Below are 22,675 nucleotides of genomic sequence, written 5' to 3'. Positions count from 1 at the left end.
TCGGATCGGGTGCCGGCTCAGATCAGGTACTGGCTCAGACCGCGCGGGATGTACGCCCCGTCGCCCTTCGTGCCGACGTAGGAGCCGTCGTCGACGACGACCCTGCCGCGGGAGATCACCGTGTCGACGTGGCCGTCGATCTCGAAGCCCTCCCAGGCCGAGTAGTCCATGTTCATGTGGTGGCTTCGGCCCTCGCCGATCCCGATCGAGGTGTGCCCGCTCGGGTCGTAGACGACGACGTCGCCGTCGGCCCCGGGCTGGATGACGCCCTTCCTCCCGTACATCCCGAACATCCGCGCCGGGGTGGTCGAGGTGAGCTCGACCCAGCGCGGCAGGGAGATCTGCCCCGACACCACGCCCTGGTACATCAGGTCCATCCGGTGCTCCACCGAGCCGATGCCGTTGGGGATCTTCGAGAAGTCGCCGATCCCCATGTCCTTCTGGCCCTTCATGCAGAAGGGGCAGTGATCGGTCGAGACCATCTGGATGTCGTTGGTGCGCAGCGACTGCCACATGTGGTGCTGATGCCCCTCCGCCTTCGAGCGCAGCGGCGTGGAGCACACCCACTTCGCGCCCTCGAAGCTCGGCGCGCCGAGCTGCTCCTCGAGCGAGAGGTAGAGGTACTGCGGGCAGGTCTCGCCGAAGACGTTCATGCCGCGGTCGCGGGCCTGCGCGATCTGCTCCACCGCCTGCTTCGCGGAGACGTGCACCATGTACAGCGGCGCGCCGGTGAGGTCGGCGATCATGATCGCCCGGTGCGTCGCCTCCTCCTCCGCCTGCCAGGGTCGAGAGGTGCCGTGGAAGTACGGCGCGGTGTTCCCGGCGGCGAGGGTCTGCTTCACCAGTTCGTCGATGAGGGCGCCGTTCTCGGCGTGCATCATCATCATCGCGCCGTTCTCCGCGCCCTTCTGGAACGCCCGGAGGATCTGCCCGTCGTCCGAGAGGAACACGCCCTTGTAGGCCATGAACAGCTTGAAACTGGTCACCCCCTCGCGCATCAGCTCGTCCATCGCGACGAGCGAGGAGTCCTGCACGTCCGAGAGGATCTGGTGGAAGCCGTAGTCGATCGCGCAGTTGCCGGCCGCCTTCTCCTGCCACGCCTGGAACCGGTCGACGACGCTCTCGCCCGGGTACTGCACCACGAAGTCGACGATCGACGTCGTGCCGCCCCAGGCCGCGGCGCGCGTGCCGGTCTCGAAGGTGTCCGAGGCGGAGGTGCCGCCGAACGGCATCTCCATGTGCGTGTGCGCGTCGATCCCGCCCGGGATCACGTACTTGCCGCGCGCGTCGATCACCCGGTCGACGTGGGCCGCCAGATCGAAGCCCAGCAGCGTGGAGCCGGGGGCGAGGACGGCGGCGATGGTCTCGCCGTCGATCAGGACGTCAGCGGCTCCGGTGCCGGTCGCGTTGACGACCGTCCCGCCGGTGATGAGGGTCTTCATCGGTCTTCCCCGTCTCGGTCTGCGGTCACGGCTTCGGGATGCTGGTGTACGACTCCGGCCGGCGGTCCCGGTAGAACTGCCAGTCGTCGCGCATCTCCTGCACCATGTCCATCTCGAGGTCGCGGATCAGGATCTCCTCGGCCTCGCCCGAGCCCCGCTCGCCGACGAACTCCCCGCGCGGATCGATGATCTGGCTGGTGCCGTAGAAGTCGACCGCGAGGTCGCCGTACTCGTTGTCCTCCCGGCCGACGCGGTTGGGCTGCAGCACGAAGTAGCCGTTCGCCACCGCGGCCGCCGGGCCCTCGACCTCCCAGAGGCGGTTCGACAGGCCGGGCTTGGTGGCGTTGGGGTTGAAGACGAGGTGGGCGCCGTTCAGGCCAAGCTCCCGCCAGCCCTCCGGGAAGTGGCGGTCGTAGCAGATGTGGACGCCGACCTTGCCGACGGCGGTGGCGAAGACCGGGTAGCCGAGGTTCCCGGGCCGGAAGTAGAACTTCTCCCAGAAGCGGTCCAGGTGCGGGATGTGGTGCTTGCGGTACTTGCCGAGGATCGTCCCGTCGGCGTCGACCACGACCGCGGTGTTGTAGTAGACGCCGGTCTGCTCCTCCTCGTAGATCGGGAGGATCATCACCACGCCCAGCTCCTTCGCGAGGGCCGCGAAGCGCTGCACGATCGGCCCGTCGGCGGGCTCGGCGTAGCGGTAGTACTTCTTGTCCTGGGTGATGCCGAAGTACGGGCCGTAGAACAGCTCCTGGAAGCAGACGATCTGCGCGCCGTCGGCTGCGGCGTCCCGGGCCATCCGCTCGTGCTTGTCGAGCATCGACTCCTTGTCGCCGGTCCAGGTCGTCTGGGTGATCGCTGCGCGGACGATGGTCATCGGTACCTCCATGCTCGGGCGTCCCTGTCCGGCTCCGGTGTGCTCCGCCGGGCGGTGCGGAGCCGGGGACGTGGACCCACTGTGGTCCCCGCCGGGCCCGAAGGCAATGACGGACCGTCCGGCTCCGGGGACAGGGCTTCATCGTCGGGGTTCGACGTTTCCCCGGTGTTTCCGGCGCGGATCCGCAGCATTAAGGCTCGCCGGGGGAGGAATCCGTCGGTGCCGCTAGCGTGGTCGGATGCGCATCACGATCCTGGCCGGAGGCGTCGGCGGCGCCCGCTTCACCTCGGCGGTCCGCGAGCACCTCAGCGATCTCGAGGCCGCCGGCGGCGAGGTGAGCGAGATCACCGTCGTCGTCAACACCGGCGACGACATGTGGCTCACCGGCCTCAAGGTCTGCCCCGACCTCGACTCGATCACCTACGCGCTCGGCGGAGTGAACGACACGGAGCGCGGCTGGGGGCGGGCCGGCGAGAGCGAGCGGGTCTCGGCCGAGCTCACCGCCTTCGGCGTCGGCTGGCCGTGGTTCACCCTGGGCGACCTCGACCTCGGCACCCACATCGCCCGCAGCTCGATGCTGCGCGACGGCCTCACCCTCTCGGAGGCGACCGCCCGGATCACCGCCCGCTGGCCACTGGGGGTCCGCCTGCTGCCGATGTCGGACCAGGACGTCGAGACCCACGTCGAGGTCGACCTTCCCGGCGAGGGCGTGCGGCTCCTCCACTTCGAGGAGTGGTGGGTGCGGCTTCGGGCGTCAGCGCCCGCGCGCCGCTTCGTCCAGCAGGGGGTGGAGAGCGCCCGCCCCGCCCCGGGCGTGCTGGAGGCGATCGCCGACACCGACGCGGTGCTCGTCGCCCCCTCCAATCCCGTCGTCTCGATCGGCACGATCCTCGGAGTGCCCGGGATCGCGGACGCCCTCCGCCGGACCTCCGCACCCGTCGTGGGCGTCTCCCCCGTCATCGGAGGCGCGGTGGTGCGCGGCATGGCCGACGCCTGCCTCGCCGCGATCGGCGTCGAGACCTCCGCCGAGGCCGTCGGCCGGCACTACGGAGCCCGGAGCGGGGGCGGCCTCCTCGACGCCTGGCTCGTCGGCGAGGAGGACGCGGACGCGGTCCCGGCGCTCGAGTCGGCGGGGCTCCGCGCCCGCTCCGTGCCGCTCTGGCTGACCGGCCGGGACGCCTCCGTGCGGCTCGCCGCCGACGCTCTCGCAGCCGCGAGGGGCTGAGCGGAGCCTCCTCCCCCGGGTCGCGCACCGCGTGTCGCAGCGCGGATGCGGTCACGCCTCCCACGGGGCGCCCCGTTCCCTTGTACGGTCGGAGGCGGACGAACTCCCCGATTCACCCCCGCATCGGATCCGGAGCCCCTCGGTCGCGCGCCCGACCGCGTCCTCACCACGTCTCCGAGCCCTGCGGAACCGCGTGCCGTCCCGTCAGGAGGACACCATGGAGCCCAGCTCGAGGATCAGCACCGAGCGGATCGAGCCCGACATCGTGGTGATCCGCCCCGTCGGCCGGCTCGACCTGTCCACGGCGTGGGAGCTCGAAGCGGTCCTCCAGCGCGCGCTCGAGGCGGGAGAGGTCCGCGTGGTCGTCGACCTGGCGGCCGTCGAGTTCCTCGACTCGTCCGGGCTCGGCGTCCTCGTCGCCGGACTCAAGGAGGCGCGGAAGGCGGGCGGCGAGCTGCGCGTGGCCGCCGCCGGCGAGCAGCCCGCCATGGTGCTCGGCCTGTCCAACCTCGACCGCCTGCTCGGGAGCGCCGAGACCGTCGAGGAGGCCTACCGTGCCTGAGCGCTCCTTCGTCGTGCGCACGCCGCCCGAGGACGGCGTCACCGCCGTCCACGAGGCGCTCGAGGAGCTGTGGCTCGAGGAGCCGGGCGTCGCGCCGGTCGACCGGATGTCGTTCGAGACCGCGCTGGTCGAGCTGACCTCGAACATCGTCCAGCACGCCCGGTCGTACCGGCACATCATCTGCCTGGTCGAGATCCGCGTCGACGCGACCGAGCTGCGCGCCTCGCTCAACGACTCCGCCGAGGAGGCGCCCGCCGAGGTCGCCGATCCCCGCGACATGCCGGACGAGTGGGACGAGGCAGGCCGCGGGATCCCGTTCATCCACGCCCTCGTCACCGAGTTCTCCTACCGCCGTGTCGACGGGCAGAACCTCTGGGCACTCGCCCGGACCCGCACGTGAGCGAGCCGACCGAGCGCGCCCGCCTCGCCGCGATCGCCGAGCTCGGGATCGGCCTGAGCACCCCCCAGGAGCGCTTCGACAGGATCACCCGCATCGCCCGCCGGCTCCTGCGCGTCCCCCTCGCCGAGATCAACATCCTCGAGGAGTCGACGCAGTTCACGAAGTCGCCCCAGCGCTCGGCGCGGGCGAGCAGGATGCTGCGCGCCGACTCGATGTGCGACGTCACGGTCCAGCAGGGCGACATCCTCGTCGTCGAGGACGCCACCGCCGATCCGCGGTTCGCCGACCGCGGAGTCGTCACCGGATCCCCTCACGTGCGCTTCTACGCGGGCCGCCCGCTCGTCGTGGGGGACGGCCTCCGCGTCGGCACGATCTGCATCATCGACAGCGAGGTGCGCGGCTTCTCGGAGGAGGAGCGCGAGATCCTCGAGGACCTCGGCCGGTGGGCGGAGCGGGAGCTGCGCGAGATCGCCTTCTCCGGACGCGCGAGCGAGACGCAGGAGCGGCTCTGGCCCCCGCGCCTCGACCTCGGCGAGTGGAGCCTCGACTCGCTGACCACGCCGCTGCACGACGTCGCCGGCGACTACACGGCGTGGCGTCGCAGCGGGGACGACCTCTCCCTCGAGCTGGTCGACGTGATGGGCAAGGGGGTGTCGGCGGCGATCGTCGCCTCCGCGATCCGCTCCGCGTTCCAGGCGCGGCCGGAGCTCCCTCCCGCGGCAGCCGTCGAGGCCGTCAACCGCCAGCTCCTGCCCGACCTGACCGCGACCGGGATGTTCGCGACCGCGCTGATCGCCCGGGTCGACCTCGCGAGCGGCGCCGTCGCGTTCGTGGACAGCGGCCACGGCCTCACCCTCCTGCTGCGCGCCGACGGCACCACGGAGCGGCTCGCCTCCACCGGCGTCCCGCTCGGCATCGCCGCCGACGTCTCCTGGGAGGAGGAGCAGCGCGTGCTCGCCCCCGGCGACGCGCTCTTCTCCTGCAGCGACGGCCTGCTCGACGTCTTCGGCGGGCGCCTCGACGCGCTCGACCGTCTCGCCGAGCTGGTGCGGAGCAACGACGACCCCGCTCTCTTCGAGCGTCTGCATGCTCTCGCAGACGACGCGCACGACGATGTGACAGCGTTGGTGCTGCGGCGCTCCGCAGCGCCCGCCCCCTCCTGATCCTGATCGAAAGGACCTCCCCCATGCCTGGTGCACTCGTCCTCGCCGGCGGCGGCCTCGCCGGAATCGCCTGGGAGCTCGGCGTCCTCCGCGGCCTCGCAGACGCCTCCCCCGAGGCGGCCCGCCTCCTGCTCGATCCGTCGACGACCTTCATCGGCACCTCCGCGGGCTCCGCGGTCGCCGCGCAGCTGAGCACCGGCACCGGCCTCGACGAGTCGTACGAGGCCCAGCTCCAGGAGGAGTCCGCCGAGATCGGAGCGGACGTCGACGGTGAGCGCCTCCAGGCCCTCTTCGCCGCGGCCGTCGAGGGCGCGACCTCGCCCCAGGACGCGCGGCGCCGCATCGGCACCCTCGCGCTCGAGGCCGAGACGCTCCCCGAGGACACGCGCCGGGCCGTCATCTCGGCCCGCGTGGGCGACGCCGATTGGCCCGAGCAGCGTCTGCTCATCACCGCGGTCGACACGGCCACCGGCGAGCTGCGCGTGTTCGACCGCGAGAGCGGCGTCGGCCTCGTCGACGCGATCTCCGCCAGCTGCGCCGTCCCCGGGGTCTGGCCACCCGTCAGCATCGACGGCGTGCGCTACATGGACGGCGGCGTGCGCTCCGGCAGCAACGCCGACCTCGCCGCGGGAGCCGACTGGGTCCTGATCGTCACTCCGCTGCCGGGAGTCGGCACGCCCGGCGCGGGCCTGATCCCGACCGGCGAGCTCGACGCCCTCGCGGACTCGCGGGTCGAGGTGCTCTACGCCGACGAGGAGTCGGTGCGCGCCTTCGGCCCGAACTCGCTCGACCCGGCCGTCCGCGCCGCCTCCGCCCGCGCCGGACGTGCTCAGGGCGCCCGGCTCGCCTCGCGGATCGCCGCGCTGGTCGGCGCCGAGTAGCCGGTCTCAGCGCCGCACGCTGTAGCGCGTGAAGACCGTGCCGTCGGCGAAGCGGTGCTCCTCGCGCAGGTCGAGGCGCGCATGGAACCCGCACGGGAGGAAGTGGGTCCCGCCGCCCACCGCCACCGGCACCGTGTAGACCTGCACCTCGTCGACGATCCCGGCGAGCAGCGCGTGCCGGGCGAGGGTCGGCCCGCCGATCGAGACGTCGTGGTCGGCGGCGCTGACCTGCGCGGCGACGACGACCGGGTCGAACCCGCCCTCGACGCGGGTGCGGCGGGTCTCGGCCGACTCCAGCGTCGTCGAGTACACGACCTTGTCGGCCGCCCGCCACATCTCCTGGAAGTCGCGGATGAACGCGAACTCCTCCGCCAGTGCCCAGGTCTGCTCCCACGCGCGCATGACCTCGTACATGCGCCGCCCGTACAGGTACGTGCGCACCCGCCCCTCGCGCTCCGTGATGAAGCGGTGCACGGCGGGTCGCGGCTCCGCCCAGGCGAATCCGCCGTCCGCGTCGTTCACGTAGCCGTCGAGCGACGCGATCGAGCTGTAGATGAGCGCGCCCACGTCGGCCTCTCTCCGTGGCCGGCTTCGGGACCGCCCACGGGCGCGACCGTAGGCCTCCCGCCTCCGTCCGGCAATGTCCGCCGGGGCCTCTGGCGCGGATCGACGGGTCGCCGCTGCTCCTGGTGGCGCTCCCGGCGGTCGGCGCCCCCTCCCGGACCGCGTACCGTGGTCGTGCCGCAGGGAGCGGCCGTGAAGGGTTCGGGATGAAGATCAGCCAGCTGCGCCACTTCGTGGCGGTCGCCGAGGAGCTGCACTTCGTGCGCGCCGCCGAGCGCCTCGGCATCTCGCGGCAGAAGCTCGACTCCTCCGTCGCCGCCGTCGAGCTCGACCTCGGCAAGCCGCTCTTCGAGCCCGGTGCCGCCGCCACGACCCTCACCGCGGCCGGGCGGCAGCGCCTCGCCTCCGCCCGCGAGGAGCTCGCCGCGCTCGGCGACGAGCCGGAGGCGGCCCCGAAGTCGGGAGGCAAGGCCAAGGCCTCCAAGGGGACCGGGCGCGCCCCGATCGTCAAGGGCCAGCCGAAGCCCTACAAGCGCCGCCAGTCCCGCTGACGCGCAGTGTCCGATCGCCGGAGGTGGTGGGCCCTACCGGGCTCGAACCGATGACATCCACGGTGTAAACGTGGCGCTCTACCAACTGAGCTAAAGGCCCCCGTCGCGGGCGCACCCGCGGACGATCGACTCGATCCTACGGCAGGCGGAGCGGCCCCCTGCGGGCACTAGCCTCGGCACATGACCGCCGACAGCGACTCCCGGGCGAGGCGGCGCGCCGAGAGCCGCTGGCCCGCCTCCGCCGCGATCCTGGTGGCCGTCGCCCTGAACGTGGCCGGCCACAGCGCCGACACCTCGATGGTCCGCCTCGTCGCCGCCGGCATCACGCTCGCGCTGCTCGTGCCGCTGTTCGTCGTCAACCCGCACCGGCTCGACAGCGAGACGCGCTGGTCGCGCGGGGTCTCCATCGCCCTGGCGGTCGTGCTCGCCGTGGCGAACCAGGTGAACGTGGTCGCCGTGGTGATCGACCTCGTCGACGGGACGGCCGACGGCCCGCCGCTGCTGCTCACCGCGCTCCAGGTCTGGGTCACCAACGTCGTCGCGTACGCGCTGCTGTTCTGGGAGCTCGACCGCGGCGGTCCGGTCGCCCGCGGAACGCTTCCCCGCACCGAGCTGCCGGCGGCCGACTTCGCCTTCCCGCAGGACACCTACCGCGACACCGCGCCCGAGGTCGCCGCGACCTCCTCCGAGCGCGCCGACTGGCGGCCCGGCTTCGTCGACTACCTCTCGGTCTCGACGACGAACACCATGGCGTTCAGCCCGACCGACACGATGCCGCTGTCGAGCCGGATGAAGCTCCTGATGATCGCCGAGGCGTTCACCGGATTCGTCCTGCTGGCTCTCGTGATCTCGCGGGCCGTCAACATCCTCAGCTGACGACCGGGGCGGTCCGCCTCCGGAGGGTCAGACGTGCGCGGGGGCGAGCGCGTCGATCGCGGCGCGGTAGGCGTCGATCGAGCGCGCCTCGCCCGGGGCGGTCATGAACGTGTCCCGGATGACGCCGGCCTTGTCGATCAGGAAGGTCGCGCGGGTCGCGTAGCCCTTCGCCTCGGTGAACACGCCGTACTGCTTGGCGACGTCGCCGTGCGGCCAGAAGTCGGAGAGGAGCGTGAAGTCGTAGCCCTGCTTCTCGCCCCAGGCGCGCAGCGTGTGCTTGGAGTCGACCGAGATGCCGATCAGCTCCACGGCGGCGTGCTCGAAGAGGGAGAGGTTCTCGCGCAGCGCGCAGAACTCGCCCGTGCAGGTGCCGGAGAAGGCGAGGGGGAAGAACACCAGGGCGACGTTGCGCCGCCCGTGGAAGTCGCCCAGCTGGATGCGCTCGCCGTACTGGTTCGCGAGTTCGAAGTCGGGAGCCAGGGTCAGCTTCTCGAGAGCCATCGGTCCGATGTCCTTCCGTGCGCACGAGAGTCGCGCGAGCACGAGGGGCAATGCTAGACCCGCTCCGCGCAGACTCCAAGGAACGGCCCGTCTCCCCCGATCACGGGCCGGTCGACGCGTCCCGTCTGGCGCTCTCCTACAGTCGTCGGCGCACATCCCTCGTGGATCACCACAGTGCGATTCCAGGTTCGGGGCACGGGAATCGCTAGGCTGACGGAGGTGCCCGCGCGCGGCTCGTCATCCGAGCCCCGGATCCGCGGATCCGCACCGCTTCATGAGAGTGATGTCTCGGGCACGATCTGCCCCCAGAGAGAGGTCGAGGGTGACTGTTAACGATCAGGACCCGTATTCCGTCGGTCACGTGGACTCGGACCCCGAGGAAACGTCGGAGTGGAACGAGTCGCTCGATGCGCTCGTCGAGGAGCGGGGCCGGGGTCGCGGGCGCGACGTCATGCTCAGCCTCCTCAAGCGCTCCAAGGAGCTCCACCTCGGCGTGCCGATGGTGCCCACCACGGACTACATCAACACCATCGCGCCCGAGAACGAGCCCGACTTCCCGGGCGACGAGGACGTCGAGCGCCGCTACCGCGCGTGGATCCGCTGGAACGCGGCCATCCTCGTGCACCGCGCGCAGCGTCCCGGCATCGGGGTCGGCGGCCACATCTCGACGTACGCGTCGAGCGCCTCGCTGTACGAGGTCGGCTTCAACCACTTCTTCCGCGGTCAGGACCACCCGGGCGGCGGCGACCAGATCTTCATCCAGGGCCACGCCTCCCCCGGCCCGTACGCGCGCGCCTTCCTCGAGGGACGCCTGAGCGAGCACCAGCTCGACGGATTCCGCCAGGAGAAGTCGCATCAGGGCGGCGGGCTCTCCAGCTACCCGCACCCGCGGCTCATGCCGGAGTTCTGGCAGTTCCCGACCGTGTCGATGGGCCTCGGCCCGATCAACGCGATCTACCAGGCGCAGGCGAACAAGTACCTCACCAACCGCGGCATCAAGGACGCCTCCGACCAGCAGGTCTGGGCGTTCCTCGGCGACGGCGAGATGGACGAGGTCGAGTCGCGCGGTCAGCTCCAGGTCGCCGCGAACGACGGCCTCGACAACCTGAACTTCATCGTCAACTGCAACCTCCAGCGCCTCGACGGACCCGTCCGCGGCAACGGCAAGATCGTGCAGGAGCTCGAGTCGTACTTCCGCGGCGCGGGCTGGAACGTCATCAAGCTCATCTGGGGCCGCGAGTGGGACGACCTGCTCGCCCGCGACACCGAGGGCGCGCTGCTCGACCTGATGAACAAGACGCCCGACGGCGACTTCCAGACCTACAAGACGGAGGACGGCGCCTACGTCCGCGAGAACTTCTTCGGCCGCGACCCGCGCGCCAAGAAGCTCGTCGAGGGCTACTCCGACGAGCAGATCTGGGGCCTGCGCCGCGGCGGCCACGACTACCGCAAGATCTACGCGGCCATGAAGGCCGCGACAAAGCACAAGGGCCAGCCCACCGTCATCCTCGCCCACACCATCAAGGGCTACGGTCTCGGCCGCAGCTTCGAGGGCCGCAACGCGACCCACCAGATGAAGAAGATGACGCTGGACAACCTCAAGTCGTTCCGCGACACCATGCGCATCCCGATCACGGACGCGCAGCTCGAGGAGAACCCCTACCTCCCGCCGTACTACCACCCCGGTCAGAACGACGAGGCGATCGAGTACCTGCAGGAGCGCCGCCGCGCGCTCGGCGGCTACCTCCCCGAGCGCCGCTCGAAGTACACGCAGCTGAACCTCCCCGAGGACTCGGCCTACGCGGTCGGCAAGAAGGGCTCCGGGACGCAGGAGATCGCCACCACCATGGCGTTCGTCCGCATCCTCAAGGACATCCTCCGGTCGAAGGACTTCGGCAACCGCGTCGTCCCGATCATCCCGGACGAGGCGCGCACCTTCGGCATGGACGCGTTCTTCCCGAACGCGAAGATCTACAACCCGCGCGGCCAGCACTACACGTCGGTCGACCGCGAGCTCCTCCTGGCCTACAAGGAGAGCCCGCAGGGTCAGATCCTCCACGTCGGCATCAACGAGGCGGGCGCCCTCGCGGCGTTCACCGCGATCGGCACCTCGTACTCGACGCAGGGCGAGCCGCTCATCCCGGTCTACGTCTTCTACTCGATGTTCGGGTTCCAGCGCACGGGCGACGCGATCTGGGCGGCCGGCGACATGATGTCGCGCGGCTTCATGATCGGCGCCACCGCAGGACGCACCACGCTGACCGGCGAGGGCCTCCAGCACGCGGACGGGCACTCCCCGATCCTCGCGGCGACCAACCCCGCGGTCGTGAGCTACGACCCGGCCTACGGGTACGAGATCGCGCACATCGTGCAGTCCGGTCTCGAGCGCATGTACGGCGGGAAGCACACCGACCCGAACGTCATGTACTACATCACGGTCTACAACGAGCCGATCGTGCAGCCGAAGGAGCCGGAGGACGTCGACGTCGAGGGCATCGTCCGCGGCATCCACCGCATCTCCTGGGGCCAGTGGGACGGGCCGAAGGCCCAGCTCCTCGCCTCGGGCGTCGCGGTGCCGTGGGCGATCGAGGCGCAGAAGCTCCTCGCCGAGGACTGGGGCGTCTCGGCGGACGTCTGGTCGGTCACCTCGTGGAACGAGCTGCGCCGCGACGGCATCAAGGCCGAGCAGCACAACTTCCTCCACCCCGAGGACGCCGAGCAGGTGCCGTACGTGACGCAGAAGCTGGCCGACGCGAAGGGCCCCTTCGTCGCCGTCTCGGACTTCTCGCACCAGGTCCCCGACCAGCTGCGCCAGTTCATCCCGGGCGACTTCGCGACGCTCGGCGCGGACGACTTCGGCTTCTCGGACACCCGTGCGGCGGCGCGGCGCTACTTCCAGATCGACGGCCCCTCGGTCGTCGTGCGGACGCTGCAGCTGCTCGCCAAGCGCGGCGAGGTCGACCCCTCGCTCGCCGTCCAGGCGATCGAGAAGTACCGCCTCCTCGACGTCAACGCCGGCACCACCGGCAACGCGGGCGGCGAGAGCTGACGGACGAGTCCGTGCTCTCGCAGGAACCCGCACCGTCGAGTGCGCGGGGTCCTGCTCCTGCGGCGGAGCGTCCGGCCACCCGGCCGGGCGCTCCCCGCACGAAGGAGCAGACCCTCGCCTGGCTGCGCACCCTCGCCGGTGAGCTCTCGACGCAGACGATCAAGCGACTCGAGGACACGCTGCCCTGGTACGGCAGCATGCCCCCCGGTCGGCGCTCGGCGGTCGGCCTCGTCGCCCAGGCCGGCATCACCTCGTTCATCTCGTGGTTCGACGACCCGTCGGCCACGCCGTGGATCGCGGCGGACGTGTTCGGAGCCGCTCCCCGCGAGCTGCTGCGCTCCGTCTCGCTGACGCAGACGCTGCAGCTGATCAAGGTGACGGTCGAGGTCGTCGAGGACCGGATCAAGAACGGCGGGGAGGACCTCCGCGAGGCGATCCTCCTCTACTCGCGCGAGATCGCCTTCGCCGCGGCCGACGTCTACGCGCGCGCCGCCGAGGCCCGAGGTCTCTGGGACGCGCGCCTGGAAGCGCTGGTCGTCGACTCGATCCTCACGGGCGAGGCCGACGACGAGCTGCCCAGCCGGATCGCCGCCCTCGGCTGGCACGGCCACGGCGAGGTCGCCGTCCTGGTGGGCACCGCTCCCAAGATGCTCGACGTCGACCAGCTGCGCCGCACGGCCCGGCACATGGACGCCGACGTGCTGATCGGCGTGCAGGGCAGCCGGCTCGTCCTGGTCATCGGCCGCGCCGAGCCGAGCGAGAACGCCACGGAGGAGACCGGCCCGCCGGTCGCGTTCCTCGAGATCGCGGAGGCGCTCGAGCCCGGCTTCGGGACCGGCCACCTCGTCCTCGGCCACGAGGTGCCGACCCTGGTCGAGGCGTCCCGCAGCGCCCGCGCGGCCCTCGCAGGGTTCGCGGTCGCCCGCTCCTGGCGGAACGCGCCGCGACCGGTCAACGCCGACGACCTCCTTCCCGAGCGCGCCCTCGCCGGCGACCCGCTCGCCCGCCAGAGCCTCATCACGCAGATCTACCGGCCCCTGCAGAAGCACTCGACCGAGCTTCTGACCACGCTGTGGGCCTACCTCGACAACGGCCGCTCCCTCGAGGCGACCGCCCGCGAGCTGTTCGTGCACCCGAACACGGTGCGCTACCGCCTCAAGCGGGTCGCCGAGGTGATCGGCTGGGACGCGACGGGCGCCCGCGAGGCGCTCATCCTCCAGTCCGCCCTCATCCTCGGCTCCATGAGCGACCCGGACGGCGCCGTCCGCCGGAAGCCGTCCCGACGCTGAGGCCCTCCGCTCGCCGAACCCCTCCCGCCCCTGAACACTTGTAGACCCGCGACAAGCTCTTTGTGCTTTGTCAGTGGCTCCACGCGCCGCACGTGCGAGCGCAGATCGGAAGACTGAATACCGTGATCGTCGTCGTCGCCCCGGGTCAGGGCTCCCAGACCCCCGGATTCCTCGCCCCCTGGCTAGAGATCCCCTCCGTGGCCGAGCAGGTCGCCGCGCACTCGGAGGCGGTCGGCATCGACCTCGCCGCGCACGGCACCGTCTCGGACGCGGACACCATCCGCGACACCGCGGTCGCCCAGCCCCTGATCGTCTCCGCGGGACTCGTGAGCCTCGCCGCCCTCCTCGAGGGCGGACGGCGCGAGCGCATCGCGGGCATCGCCGGCCACTCCGTCGGCGAGATCACCGCGGCCGCCGGAGCCGGGGTCCTCACCGAGGCCGACGCGCTGGTGTTCGTCCGCGAGCGCGCCCGTGCCATGGCCGCTGCGGCCGCCGCCGAGCCGACCGCGATGAGCGCGGTCCTCGGCGGCGACGAGCAGGCCCTGATCGCCCGTCTCGACGAGCTCGGCCTCGAGCCGGCCAACTACAACGGCGGCGGGCAGATCGTCGTCGCCGGCGCGGTCGACGCGCTCGAGGCACTCAAGGCGGAGCCGCTCCGCGGGACCCGCGTGATCCCCCTGCAGGTGGCCGGCGCCTTCCACACCCGCTACATGGCGCCCGCCCGCGACTCCCTCGCCGGCGTCGCCGCCGGGCTGACCCCCTCCGACCCGACGCTCCGGCTCTGGACGAACCGCGACGGGTCGGTCGTCGACTCCGGTGCCGCGTTCCTCGAGCTGCTCGTCGGCCAGGTCGCCTCCCCCGTCCGCTGGGACCTCTGCATGGCGGCCTTCGCCGACGCGGGCGTCACCGGGATCATCGAGCTGGCACCCGCCGGCGCGCTGGTCGGCCTCGCCAAGCGCGGCCTCAAGGGCGTGCCGAGCATCGCCATCACGACCCCCGACGACGTGGACGCCGCCCGCGCCTTCCTCGACGAGCACGCCGCCTAGCAGGAGAGACCCCATGACGACCCCTTCCCTCACCCAGTCCAGCGGCAGCGCGTACACCCGGATCCTCGGCATCGGCGCGGCACGCGGCGACCTCGTCGTCCCGAACGACGACCTGATCGAGCCGATCAACTCCTCCGACGAGTGGATCCGCCAGCGCACCGGCATCATCGAGCGCCGCCGCGCCTCCGCCGACATCCACGCGGTCGACCTCGCGACCACCGCCTCCCTCGAGGCGATCGAGAAGGCGGGCATCCGCCCGGACCAGATCGGCGTCGTGCTCGTCTCCACGATCAGCAACACCGTGCAGACCCCGTCGCTGGCCGCGCTCCTCGCGGACCGCATCGGCGCGAACCCCGCCCCGGCGTACGACATCTCGGCCGCCTGCGCCGGCTACACCTACGGCATCGCCCAGGCCGACTCCTTCATCCGCTCCGGCCTGGCCGAGTACGTGCTCGTCGTCGGAGCCGAGAAGCTGTCCGAGCTGGTCAAGTCGACCGACCGCAGCATCTCCTTCCTCCTGGGCGACGGCGCGGGCGCCGCGGTCGTCGGCCCCAGCGACACCGCCGGCATCTCGAAGACCGTCTGGGGATCCGACGGCTCCAAGTGGGACACCGTCGGCATGGACAACCCGCTCGCGGCCTACCGCGACGGCACCGCCGAATGGCCCACCCTCCGCCAGGACGGCCCGTCGGTCTTCCGCTGGGCGGTCTGGGAGATGGCCAAGGTCGCCAAGCAGGCGCTCGCGGAGGCGGGCGTCCAGCCCGAGGACCTCGCCGCGTTCATCCCCCACCAGGCGAACATGCGCATCATCGACGAGCTCGCGAAGCAGCTGAAGCTGCCCGAGACCGTCGCTATCGGCCGCGACATCGAGACCACCGGCAACACCTCCGCCGCGTCGATCCCGCTCGCCACCCACCGCCTGCTCGAGGAGCACCCGGAGCTGCACGGCGGACTCGCGCTGCAGATCGGCTTCGGCGCCGGACTGGTGTTCGGCGCGCAGGTCGTGGTGCTCCCGTGACCGGCGCGACCCCACCCCTAAACTGACCTACGGTCACTGACGAACACCCGAAGAACCCCCAAGGAGAGAACCATGGCACTGTCCAACGAAGAAGTCCTCGCCGGCCTGGCCGAGCTTGTCAACGACGAGACGGGCATCGCCACCGACTCCGTCGAGATGGACAAGTCGTTCACCGACGACCTCGACATCGACTCCATCTCGATGATGACCATCGTCGTCAACGCCGAGGAGAAGTTCGACGTGAAGATCCCCGACGACGAGGTCAAGAACCTCAAGACGGTCGGCGACGCGGTCCGCTTCATCGTCAAGGCGTCCGAGTAGTCGTCGCCCGCGCACCCCGTCCTCGTGGCGGACACCCCGGCCGGCGATCGTCGGCCGGGGTGAGCCCGGCACCCACCCACACGGAACAGAGAAGCTCGTCATGACCAAGAAGATCGTCGTCACCGGAATCGGTGCCAGCACTCCCCTCGGCGGGACCGCCCGGGAGTCCTGGAACGCACTCCTCGCCGGCGAATCAGGCGTCCGCTCCCTCGAGCAGGACTGGGTCGCCCAGTACGACATCCCGGTCACCTTCGCCGCCCAGGCCAAGGTCCGCCCGGAGGAGGTGCTCTCCCGCCCGGAGGCGAAGCGCCTCGACCCCTCCAGCCAGTTCGCGCTCATCTCGGCCCGCGAGGCCTGGGCCGACTCCGGCATCACCGACGTCGACCCGCTCCGCGTGGGCGTCGACTACTCGACCGGCATCGGCGGCCTCTGGACCCTCGTCGACGCGTGGGACACCCTCCGCGAGCGCGGACCCCGCCGGGTCCTCCCGATGACCATCCCGATGCTCATGCCCAACGCGGCCGCCGCCGCCATCAGCATGGCCATCCCCTCCCGCGCCTACGCCCGCACCGACGTGTCGGCCTGCGCCTCCAGCACCGAGGCCCTCGCGAACGCCTACGAGCACATGCAGCTCGGCCTCGCCGACGTGGTCGTCGCCGGCGGCACGGAGTCGGTCGTCCACCCGCTCCCGATCGCCGCCTTCGCGTCGATGCAGGCCCTCTCGCGCCGCAACGACGACCCGGCGACCGCCTCGCGCCCCTACGACGTCTCCCGCGACGGCTTCGTCCTCGGAGAAGGCGCCGCGACGCTCATCCTCGAGACCGAGGAGCACGCCCTCGCCCGCGGAGCCCGCATCTACGCGGAGCTCGCCGGCGGCGCCGTCACCAGCGACTCGTACCACATCACGGCGCCGGACCCCGAGGGCTCCGCCGCCGCCCGCGCCATGATCGGCGCCCTCGAGCAGGCCGGAGCCGCGCTCACCGACGTCACCCACGTCAACGCCCACGCGACGAGCACCCCGGTCGGCGACATCGCCGAGTACCGCGCCCTGCTGCGCGTCTTCGGCGACCACCTCCCGAACATCGCCGTCTCCGCGACCAAGGCGTCCACCGGCCACCTCCTCGGCGGCACCGGCGCGCTCGAGGCCATCTTCACCGTGCTCGCCCTCCACGAGCGCACCGCACCCCCCACCATCAACCTCTTCGAGCAGGACCCCCAGATCCCCCTCGACGTCGTCACCAGCCCCCGCGCCCTCGGCGACGGACCGCTGGTCGCCATCTCGAACTCGTTCGGGTTCGGGGGGCACAATGCTGTTGCCGCTTTCCGGACGGTGTAGCGGGGCGTAGCCCCGCTCCACCATGCGGAAAGCGGGCTGCGCCGCTCCTTGCGCGGCGCAGGCGCGTCCGCTGGGGAGGGGGGCGGGGTTTCCGAGGGCCGGTGCGGTGCGGCGACGGTGATCCGCTGGAACGCGGATCCCCGGATACGCCTCGTGCCGCGAGGGATCTGCGCCGCCGTCTGGTGCGGGCTGGTGAGCACGCCGTGCTGGTGGGGAGCGCGGGCTTCGCCGCGGCTCGGGTCGGATGCTCGGATCAACGAAGCTGTCCGGGTGGGAGCGCGGGCTTCGCCGCGACTCGCGTCGGATACTCCGATCGCGGAAGCTGTCCGGGTGGGAGCGCGGGCTTCGCCGCGACTCGGGTCGAAAGCTTCGGTTCAAGCAGCTGTGCTCGAGGGGAGCGCGGGCTTCGCCGCGACTCGGGTCGGATGCTCGGATCAGGGCGGCTGCGCTCGTGGGGAGCGTGCGACTCGCCATTACTCGGGCCGTCGGCGTCGTGCGCGACAGAGGTGCGGGCGGGTCCACGAGTCTTCCGACGCCCTCCGCCGGAACGCGGTGCTCCGCCGACCGTCTGGTCGACGTGCCAGCGAGCGGCAACCGCGAGGTGACGACGCGACTTCGAGGCGGGCCTCTGCCGGAACGGGGGTCCGCTGGCCGCCTGGTTCATGGAGGCGGGAGCGAGCGGCCCCCGCGAGGCGTATCCGCCGATCCGCGTGCCAGCGGATCGGCGTCGCCGGACGCAAGCCGCTCCACGGAACCCGACCACCCGACCGAGCCGACTGCGCGACGCCGCGCGAGGAGCGGCGTCGAATGAACTCAGCCGACCCCGTGCATCCAGACGACGGGGGCGAAGTCGCCGCCGTAGCGGAAGGGCTCGAGCTCGTCCTCCCAGGCCTGGCCGAGGGCGAGGCGCAGCTCGCGGTGCAGCTCGATGGGGTCGGCGCCGGCGAGCTCCATGGCGGAGCGGATGCGGTCCTCGGGCACGACGGTGTTGCCCGCGCTGTCGGTCTGGGCGTAGAAGATGCCGAGCTCGGGAGTGTGCATCCAGCGGCCTCCGTCGACGCCGGGCGAGGGCTCCTCGGTGACCTCGTAGCGGACGTCGGCCCAGCCGCGGAGAGCGGACGCGATGACGGCACCGGTTCCGACCGGGCCCTCCCAGGCGAATTCGGCGCGCAGTGTGCTGCGGAGCACGGGCTGCTCGATCCAGGCGAAGTTCACGGCACGACCAAGGGCGCGACCTGTCCCCCACTCGAGGTGGGGGCAGAGCGCGCGGGGGGCGGAGTGCACGAAGAGCACACCCCGAGTCTGCTGCGCCACCATGGTGTCCTCCGTTCGTCCCGGTGCGTCTTCCCCAACGACCCGGACCACGGAACACTCTGCGGTGCGCCTTCTTCGATTATGACGGTGGACGTGCCACCACGCCCGATCATGCAGGAGCGGCGGACCTCCGTCAAGGCGGCTCGCCGCGCCTGCTCGACCGGCCGTGGGCGGCTCCTGCCTATACTCGGGTCGTCCGCGCCGCCGGACGCCGCACACCGCCAGACGCCCGCCGGGAGGAGCACCGTGTCCGTCCGCGACGGCCTGCTCGCCCTGCTCACGCTCGGCCCCGCCTACGGCCTCCAGCTGCACGCCGAGCTCCTCGACCGTGCCGCGCACCGGCCCCGGGTCAACGTCGGCCAGATCTACTCGACGCTCGAGCGCCTGCGCGAGCGGGGCCTCGTCGTCTCGGCCGGGTCCACCGACGACGGCCTCCCCCTGCACGCGCTCACCGGCGAGGGCCGCGCGGAGGCGGCCGCCTGGCTGACGGGTGACGGAGCGTCCCCGGAGGAGGACTGGGACGACGTCCTCGACCGGGTGCTGCTGGCCTCGAGCCTGTCCGGCGCCGACCTCGCCGCCGTCCTCGACGCGTACGAGAGCTCGCTGCCCGCCACCGCCGACGAGCAGGCGGAGGAGGAGGACGCGCACCCGCAGCGCCGCCTCGCCGCGATCGCCGCCGGCGTGCGGGAGGAGGCCCTGAGGCGCCTCCTCGAGGCGGCCCGCGACGAGCTCACGGGCGACGGGCCGGGACGGGGCGTCCGCGGATACGCTCTCGAGCGTCCCCGTCGGGGCCGTCGAGCCTCGAGCTAGGACGAGACAGGCGCGGGTGCCGTCGCCTAGGGTGGTTCGCATGTCCCGCACCCCCCTCGGTCTCCGCGTCCCCTCCCGGGCGCGCCGGCGCCTCGTCGCCGCCGGAGCGGGCACGGTCCTCGTCCTGTGCGCCGCCCTCGCCGCCCCGCTCTCCGCGTCCGCCGCCTACGACCCGTCCGACTACCCCTCGTGGTCCGATGTCGAGGCCGCGAAGTCGAGCGAGAGCGCCACCGCCGCCGAGGTCGACCGCATCACCGCCTTCCTCGCCGACCTGCGCGACCAGGCCGCCGCCCTCACCGACGCCGCCATCAGCCGGGCCGCGGAGGCGGACGCCGCGCAGAGCGCTCTCGACGAGGCGACCCAGCGCGTGAGCGTCCTGGAGGAGCGCGCCTCCGCCGCCCGCTCGGACGCCGACGCAGCGAAGGAGCAGGCCGGCCGTCTCGCCGCGCAGCTCTACCGCAACGGCGGGACCGATGCGACGCTCAACCTCCTCATCGGCGGCGACGAGTCGAGCGAGCTGCTCTACCGCCTCGGCACCATGACGCAGCTCACCCAGCAGACCAGCCGGCTCCAGACCGCGGCGCAGTCGACCGAGAACCAGGCCGTCTCCCTCGCCGCTCAGGCCGAGCAGGCCCGGGGCGAGCGCGTCTCCCTCGCCACCGCCGCGGCCGACGCGCTCTCGGTCGCCCGCTCCGCTCAGGCCGAGGCCGACGCCAAGGTCGCCGACCAGGAGAAGTACAGCCAGGAGCTCTACACCCAGCTCGCCTCGCTCAAGAACACCACCGCCGAGATCGAGCGGGAGTACGCCGACGGCCAGGACGCGAAGTCGGCGTTCGAGGAGCAGCAGCGCCTCTCCCGCCTCGCCGCCGAGGCCGAGGCCGCCCGCCAGCGCGCCGCGTCGGCTCCCGCCGCGGTCGCGGCTCCGGCAGCGCCCTCCAACAGTGGAGGCGGAGGCGGCGGAGGAGGCGGCCCGGTCGAGCTCGGCGACGACGACCCGACCGGCGCGCGCAACAGCTCCGCCAAGACCATCGCCGCCCTCGGCACCTACGCCGGACGCACGGACGGCCTCTCCCCCGCGCAGGCCCAGGCCTACGCCCGGACCGCCGTCGGCCGCTTCGGTTGGGGCGCCGACCAGGTCGACCGGTGCCTCATCCCGCTGTGGAACGGCGAGTCGGGATGGCGCTGGAACGCGCTGAACCGCTCCTCCGGCGCCTACGGCATCCCGCAGGCCCTCCCGGCGAGCAAGATGGCCAACTCGGGAGCCGACTACCAGACGAACGCGGCGACGCAGGTCGACTGGGGCCTCTCGTACATCAAGAGCGCCTACGGCTCGCCCTGCAACGCGTGGTCGAGCTGGAACAACCGCTCGCCGCACTGGTACTGATCCCGCGTCTCACTTCGCCTGGTCGTAGGAGTCGACGACGGCGACGGTGACCGGGAAGTCGACCTCGCCCACTCCGAAGAGCGAGCGTCCGGCGCGCACCGCCGCCTCGCGGACGATCGCGGCGACCCGCTCGCCGACGTCGGCGGGAGCGTGCACGATCACCTCGTCGTGCAGGAAGTAGACGAGGTGCGCCCGGCCGACCGTGCCACCCTCGGCGCGCAGTCGCGCCCGCAGCTCGCCCATCCAGCAGAGCGCCCACTCGGCCGCGGTCCCCTGCACCACGAAGTTGCGGGTGAAGCGTCCCCACTCGCGCGCTCGCGCCGCATCGGCCGAGAGCCCCTCGGGGCCGGGAGGCGAGCTGCGCCCGAGCCACGTCGAGACGCTCTCGCCGCGCTCCCCCGCCCGAGCCGCCGCCTCGACGTGCGCGACCGAGCGCGGGTAGGCACGGGCGAGCCTCGGGAGCAGCCGCCCGGCCTCGCCGCTCGTCGCCCCGTACATCGCCCCCAGCATCGCGACCTTCGCCCGCGGCCGATCGGGGACCACGCCGGCATCGACGATGCCCTGGTAGAGGTCGCGGCCCCGCCCGGCGGCGGCCATGGCCGAGTCGCCCGAGAGCGCGGCGAGGATGCGCGGCTCGAGCTGCGCGGCATCCGCGACCACGAGGCTCCAGCCCGGATCCGCGGTGACCGCGGCGCGGATCTGCCGCGGCAGCTGCAGCGCCCCTCCGCCCGAGGTCGCCCAGCGGCCGGTGACGACGCCGCCCACCACGTACTCCGGCCGGAACCGTCCGTCGCGCACCCACGCGTCGAGCCAGGCCCAGCCGTTGGCGGTGAGCAGCCGGGAGAGCTTCTTGTACTCCAGGAGCGGCGGCACCGCGGGGTGCTCGAGGGACTGCAGCTCCCAGGAGCGCGTCGACTCGACCGGCAGACCCGCGCGCCGCAGCGCCTTGAGGAGCTCGGCCGGCGAGTCGGGGTTGAGCTCGGGCGCGCCGAGCTCGTCGCGCAGGCGGTCGGCCAGCGCCTCCAACCGGGCCGGGCGGCCGCCGAAGAGCGGGCGGGGGCCGAGCATCCCGGTGAGCACCCGGTCGTGCACATCGGCGCGCCAGGGCAGCCCCGCGTGGGCGATCTCGCGAGCGATCAGGGCGCCGACGGATTCGGCGGCGAGCAGCAGGCGGAGCCGGCCGGCCTCGGCGGCGCCGGAGAGCGCCTCCTCCTGCAGGGCCAGCTCGAGGACGGGGTCGAGCTCGTCGGAGCCGCCCGCCGCCTCCTCGAACCCGATCAGCGTGTCCTGCGCGGCGGGGGCCGCGGCTCCCGCGTCCCACGGGTCGAGGGGCGAGCGCGCGAGAGCCGATGAGGCGGCGGAGACCGAGCGGCGGAGGATCGCGCGGGCCAGCCGGAGGTCGTGGCACCGGGCGACGACCACCCCGGCCGACAGCAGTGCGGGGTACCAGCGCGCGGTGTCGTCCCAGACCCAGCGCGGGCGCTCCGGCTCCCGCTCCCGGACGAACGCCGCCAGCTCGGCCGGCCCCCTGCCGCTCCCGGCCTCGGCGCCGCCGACGGGGTCGACCGCCCGCCACGCCCCCGTGGGGCCGCCGACGAGTGCGAGGAGCATCGGGCCATTCTCCCCCGTGGCGGACACGGAGGCCGCCGTCGCGGGGACGGCAGGGCCCCCTCTCGCTGAAGGAGTCACGCCGACGGCCGCGAGGGCGGGTAGCCGGGGAAGGGCTTCTCCTGCGCCGTCGGCGGCTGATGGGCCCACAGGGCGGCCGCGATGGTGTCCATCGAGCGGGAGTAGCCCACGAGCGTCCGCCTCTCCGGCTCGGCCGCCCAGGTCACCGCGCGGAACCAGGTCTCGCGGTACGGGCCGGTCTCGATGCGGCGCACCAGGCCGATCCGGCCGGTGCGCAGGGCGTCGACCATCACCCACTCGTCCTGCCCGCTGCTGCGCAGCATCTGGAGCGGACTCCACTCGATCATCGCGCCTCCCACCGGTCGATCCGCGGCCGTGGCGAGCACGAGCGCCGCGGCGTACACTCGCAGACTATCGAACACATGTTCGAACGGCCAACC

At 72.3% G+C, this 22,675-nt stretch carries 22 protein-coding genes and 1 tRNA gene; 15 read left to right on the top strand and 8 right to left on the bottom strand.

Annotated features, from left to right (window positions below):
- Nucleotides 1-17: 17 nt before the first annotated feature.
- The gene (gene hydA / locus C5C54_RS12985; RefSeq protein ID WP_104288499.1) at nucleotides 18-1,442 is read right to left on the bottom strand and encodes a dihydropyrimidinase; all 1,425 of its coding nucleotides are present in this window, start codon (nucleotides 1,440-1,442) and stop codon (nucleotides 18-20) included.
- A 25-nt stretch (nucleotides 1,443-1,467) separates the two neighbouring features.
- Nucleotides 1,468-2,316, bottom strand: a complete 849-nt coding sequence (locus tag C5C54_RS12980) for a nitrilase-related carbon-nitrogen hydrolase (protein ID WP_104288498.1) — start codon at nucleotides 2,314-2,316, stop codon at nucleotides 1,468-1,470.
- A 238-nt stretch (nucleotides 2,317-2,554) separates the two neighbouring features.
- On the opposite strand from C5C54_RS12980, the gene cofD reads away from it, so the two are divergent.
- The 5 genes from cofD to C5C54_RS12955 all read left to right on the top strand — a co-directional run bounded on the left by cofD (nucleotide 2,555) and on the right by C5C54_RS12955 (nucleotide 6,547).
- Nucleotides 2,555-3,541: a 2-phospho-L-lactate transferase gene (gene cofD, locus C5C54_RS12975; RefSeq protein WP_104288497.1), complete on the top strand. Its 987-nt coding sequence runs from the start codon at nucleotides 2,555-2,557 to the stop codon at nucleotides 3,539-3,541.
- A 217-nt stretch (nucleotides 3,542-3,758) separates the two neighbouring features.
- Complete coding sequence (locus C5C54_RS12970; protein ID WP_104223474.1) at nucleotides 3,759-4,103, top strand: STAS domain-containing protein; 345 nt, start codon at nucleotides 3,759-3,761, stop codon at nucleotides 4,101-4,103.
- Complete coding sequence (locus C5C54_RS12965) at nucleotides 4,096-4,503, top strand: ATP-binding protein (RefSeq protein ID WP_104223473.1); 408 nt, start codon at nucleotides 4,096-4,098, stop codon at nucleotides 4,501-4,503. The genes C5C54_RS12970 and C5C54_RS12965 overlap by 8 nt, the downstream gene beginning before the upstream one ends.
- Entirely contained in the window at nucleotides 4,500-5,666 is a 1,167-nt protein-coding gene (locus C5C54_RS12960) for a PP2C family protein-serine/threonine phosphatase (RefSeq protein ID WP_181125651.1), read from the top strand. The genes C5C54_RS12965 and C5C54_RS12960 overlap by 4 nt, the downstream gene beginning before the upstream one ends.
- Nucleotides 5,667-5,689: 23 nt before the next feature.
- On the top strand, nucleotides 5,690-6,547 hold the full coding sequence (locus C5C54_RS12955) for a patatin-like phospholipase family protein (RefSeq protein ID WP_104238200.1): 858 nt from the start codon (nucleotides 5,690-5,692) through the stop codon (nucleotides 6,545-6,547).
- A gap of 6 nt (nucleotides 6,548-6,553) precedes the next feature.
- Here the strand turns inward: C5C54_RS12955 and C5C54_RS12950 are convergent, their stop codons facing one another.
- Complete coding sequence (locus C5C54_RS12950; RefSeq protein WP_104226668.1) at nucleotides 6,554-7,114, bottom strand: dihydrofolate reductase family protein; 561 nt, start codon at nucleotides 7,112-7,114, stop codon at nucleotides 6,554-6,556.
- A gap of 203 nt (nucleotides 7,115-7,317) precedes the next feature.
- Between C5C54_RS12950 and C5C54_RS12945 the strand changes: the two genes are divergently transcribed.
- Complete coding sequence (locus C5C54_RS12945) at nucleotides 7,318-7,662, top strand: LysR family transcriptional regulator (RefSeq protein ID WP_104223469.1); 345 nt, start codon at nucleotides 7,318-7,320, stop codon at nucleotides 7,660-7,662.
- Between the two features lie 24 nt (nucleotides 7,663-7,686).
- On the opposite strand, the gene C5C54_RS12940 is transcribed toward C5C54_RS12945, so the two are convergent.
- Nucleotides 7,687-7,762 (bottom strand) — tRNA-Val (locus C5C54_RS12940).
- 80 nt (nucleotides 7,763-7,842) lie between these two features.
- Here C5C54_RS12940 and C5C54_RS12935 point away from each other — a divergent pair.
- Complete coding sequence (locus C5C54_RS12935) at nucleotides 7,843-8,538, top strand: hypothetical protein (RefSeq protein WP_104269255.1); 696 nt, start codon at nucleotides 7,843-7,845, stop codon at nucleotides 8,536-8,538.
- 27 nt (nucleotides 8,539-8,565) lie between these two features.
- On the opposite strand, the gene C5C54_RS12930 is transcribed toward C5C54_RS12935, so the two are convergent.
- Entirely contained in the window at nucleotides 8,566-9,039 is a 474-nt protein-coding gene (locus tag C5C54_RS12930) for a peroxiredoxin (RefSeq protein WP_104288496.1), read from the bottom strand.
- 322 nt (nucleotides 9,040-9,361) lie between these two features.
- On the opposite strand from C5C54_RS12930, the gene aceE reads away from it, so the two are divergent.
- The 6 genes from aceE (at nucleotide 9,362) to C5C54_RS12900 (ending at nucleotide 17,098) form a co-directional block, all read left to right on the top strand.
- Complete coding sequence (aceE, locus tag C5C54_RS12925) at nucleotides 9,362-12,088, top strand: pyruvate dehydrogenase (acetyl-transferring), homodimeric type (RefSeq protein ID WP_104288495.1); 2,727 nt, start codon at nucleotides 9,362-9,364, stop codon at nucleotides 12,086-12,088.
- 122 nt (nucleotides 12,089-12,210) lie between these two features.
- A complete protein-coding gene (locus C5C54_RS12920; protein ID WP_181027189.1) occupies nucleotides 12,211-13,377 on the top strand; it encodes a CdaR family transcriptional regulator in 1,167 nt (388 codons plus the stop codon).
- Nucleotides 13,378-13,499: 122 nt separating this feature from the next.
- On the top strand, nucleotides 13,500-14,423 hold the full coding sequence (locus tag C5C54_RS12915) for an ACP S-malonyltransferase (RefSeq protein WP_104226672.1): 924 nt from the start codon (nucleotides 13,500-13,502) through the stop codon (nucleotides 14,421-14,423).
- A gap of 13 nt (nucleotides 14,424-14,436) precedes the next feature.
- Entirely contained in the window at nucleotides 14,437-15,441 is a 1,005-nt protein-coding gene (locus C5C54_RS12910) for a beta-ketoacyl-ACP synthase III (protein ID WP_104223464.1), read from the top strand.
- A 72-nt stretch (nucleotides 15,442-15,513) separates the two neighbouring features.
- Nucleotides 15,514-15,762, top strand: a complete 249-nt coding sequence (locus C5C54_RS12905) for an acyl carrier protein (RefSeq protein ID WP_104223463.1) — start codon at nucleotides 15,514-15,516, stop codon at nucleotides 15,760-15,762.
- A 100-nt stretch (nucleotides 15,763-15,862) separates the two neighbouring features.
- Nucleotides 15,863-17,098, top strand: coding sequence for a beta-ketoacyl synthase (locus C5C54_RS12900; protein WP_104226673.1), 1,236 nt, complete (start codon nucleotides 15,863-15,865; stop codon nucleotides 17,096-17,098).
- Nucleotides 17,099-17,911: 813 nt separating this feature from the next.
- Here C5C54_RS12900 and C5C54_RS12895 read toward each other — a convergent pair.
- Complete coding sequence (locus tag C5C54_RS12895) at nucleotides 17,912-18,415, bottom strand: DUF3145 domain-containing protein (RefSeq protein ID WP_104226674.1); 504 nt, start codon at nucleotides 18,413-18,415, stop codon at nucleotides 17,912-17,914.
- A gap of 243 nt (nucleotides 18,416-18,658) precedes the next feature.
- On the opposite strand from C5C54_RS12895, the gene C5C54_RS12890 reads away from it, so the two are divergent.
- Nucleotides 18,659-19,222 carry a PadR family transcriptional regulator gene (locus tag C5C54_RS12890; RefSeq protein ID WP_181127891.1) on the top strand — a complete coding sequence of 188 codons (564 nt, stop codon included), beginning with the start codon at nucleotides 18,659-18,661 and terminating at the stop codon, nucleotides 19,220-19,222.
- A gap of 40 nt (nucleotides 19,223-19,262) precedes the next feature.
- Nucleotides 19,263-20,606 carry a hypothetical protein gene (locus C5C54_RS12885; protein WP_104288493.1) on the top strand — a complete coding sequence of 448 codons (1,344 nt, stop codon included), beginning with the start codon at nucleotides 19,263-19,265 and terminating at the stop codon, nucleotides 20,604-20,606.
- Between the two features lie 9 nt (nucleotides 20,607-20,615).
- On the opposite strand, the gene C5C54_RS12880 is transcribed toward C5C54_RS12885, so the two are convergent.
- Nucleotides 20,616-22,217 (bottom strand): bifunctional 3'-5' exonuclease/DNA polymerase, encoded by a 1,602-nt coding sequence (locus tag C5C54_RS12880; RefSeq protein WP_104288492.1) that lies wholly within the window; start codon nucleotides 22,215-22,217, stop codon nucleotides 20,616-20,618.
- A gap of 74 nt (nucleotides 22,218-22,291) precedes the next feature.
- On the bottom strand, nucleotides 22,292-22,639 hold the full coding sequence (locus tag C5C54_RS12875) for a hypothetical protein (RefSeq protein ID WP_104260982.1): 348 nt from the start codon (nucleotides 22,637-22,639) through the stop codon (nucleotides 22,292-22,294).
- Nucleotides 22,640-22,675 lie beyond the last annotated feature (36 nt).

The organism is Rathayibacter sp. AY1F2 (assembly GCF_002930885.1).
GTDB lineage: Bacteria > Actinomycetota > Actinomycetes > Actinomycetales > Microbacteriaceae > Rathayibacter.
This window is presented reverse-complemented; position numbering and strand designations above follow the sequence as displayed.

Coding starts and splice junctions, on each gene's coding strand:
- C5C54_RS12895 (WP_104226674.1), bottom strand. CDS start 18,415: ATGGTGGCGCAGCAGACTCGGGGTGTGCTCTTCGTGCACTCCGCCCCC.
- C5C54_RS12880 (WP_104288492.1), bottom strand. CDS start 22,217: ATGCTCCTCGCACTCGTCGGCGGCCCCACGGGGGCGTGGCGGGCGGTC.
- C5C54_RS12900 (WP_104226673.1), top strand. CDS start 15,863: ATGACCAAGAAGATCGTCGTCACCGGAATCGGTGCCAGCACTCCCCTC.
- C5C54_RS12945 (WP_104223469.1), top strand. CDS start 7,318: ATGAAGATCAGCCAGCTGCGCCACTTCGTGGCGGTCGCCGAGGAGCTG.
- C5C54_RS12910 (WP_104223464.1), top strand. CDS start 14,437: ATGACGACCCCTTCCCTCACCCAGTCCAGCGGCAGCGCGTACACCCGG.
- C5C54_RS12955 (WP_104238200.1), top strand. CDS start 5,690: ATGCCTGGTGCACTCGTCCTCGCCGGCGGCGGCCTCGCCGGAATCGCC.
- C5C54_RS12980 (WP_104288498.1), bottom strand. CDS start 2,316: ATGACCATCGTCCGCGCAGCGATCACCCAGACGACCTGGACCGGCGAC.
- C5C54_RS12935 (WP_104269255.1), top strand. CDS start 7,843: ATGACCGCCGACAGCGACTCCCGGGCGAGGCGGCGCGCCGAGAGCCGC.
- hydA (WP_104288499.1), bottom strand. CDS start 1,442: ATGAAGACCCTCATCACCGGCGGGACGGTCGTCAACGCGACCGGCACC.
- C5C54_RS12930 (WP_104288496.1), bottom strand. CDS start 9,039: ATGGCTCTCGAGAAGCTGACCCTGGCTCCCGACTTCGAACTCGCGAAC.
- C5C54_RS12905 (WP_104223463.1), top strand. CDS start 15,514: ATGGCACTGTCCAACGAAGAAGTCCTCGCCGGCCTGGCCGAGCTTGTC.
- cofD (WP_104288497.1), top strand. CDS start 2,555: ATGCGCATCACGATCCTGGCCGGAGGCGTCGGCGGCGCCCGCTTCACC.
- C5C54_RS12885 (WP_104288493.1), top strand. CDS start 19,263: ATGTCCCGCACCCCCCTCGGTCTCCGCGTCCCCTCCCGGGCGCGCCGG.
- C5C54_RS12970 (WP_104223474.1), top strand. CDS start 3,759: ATGGAGCCCAGCTCGAGGATCAGCACCGAGCGGATCGAGCCCGACATC.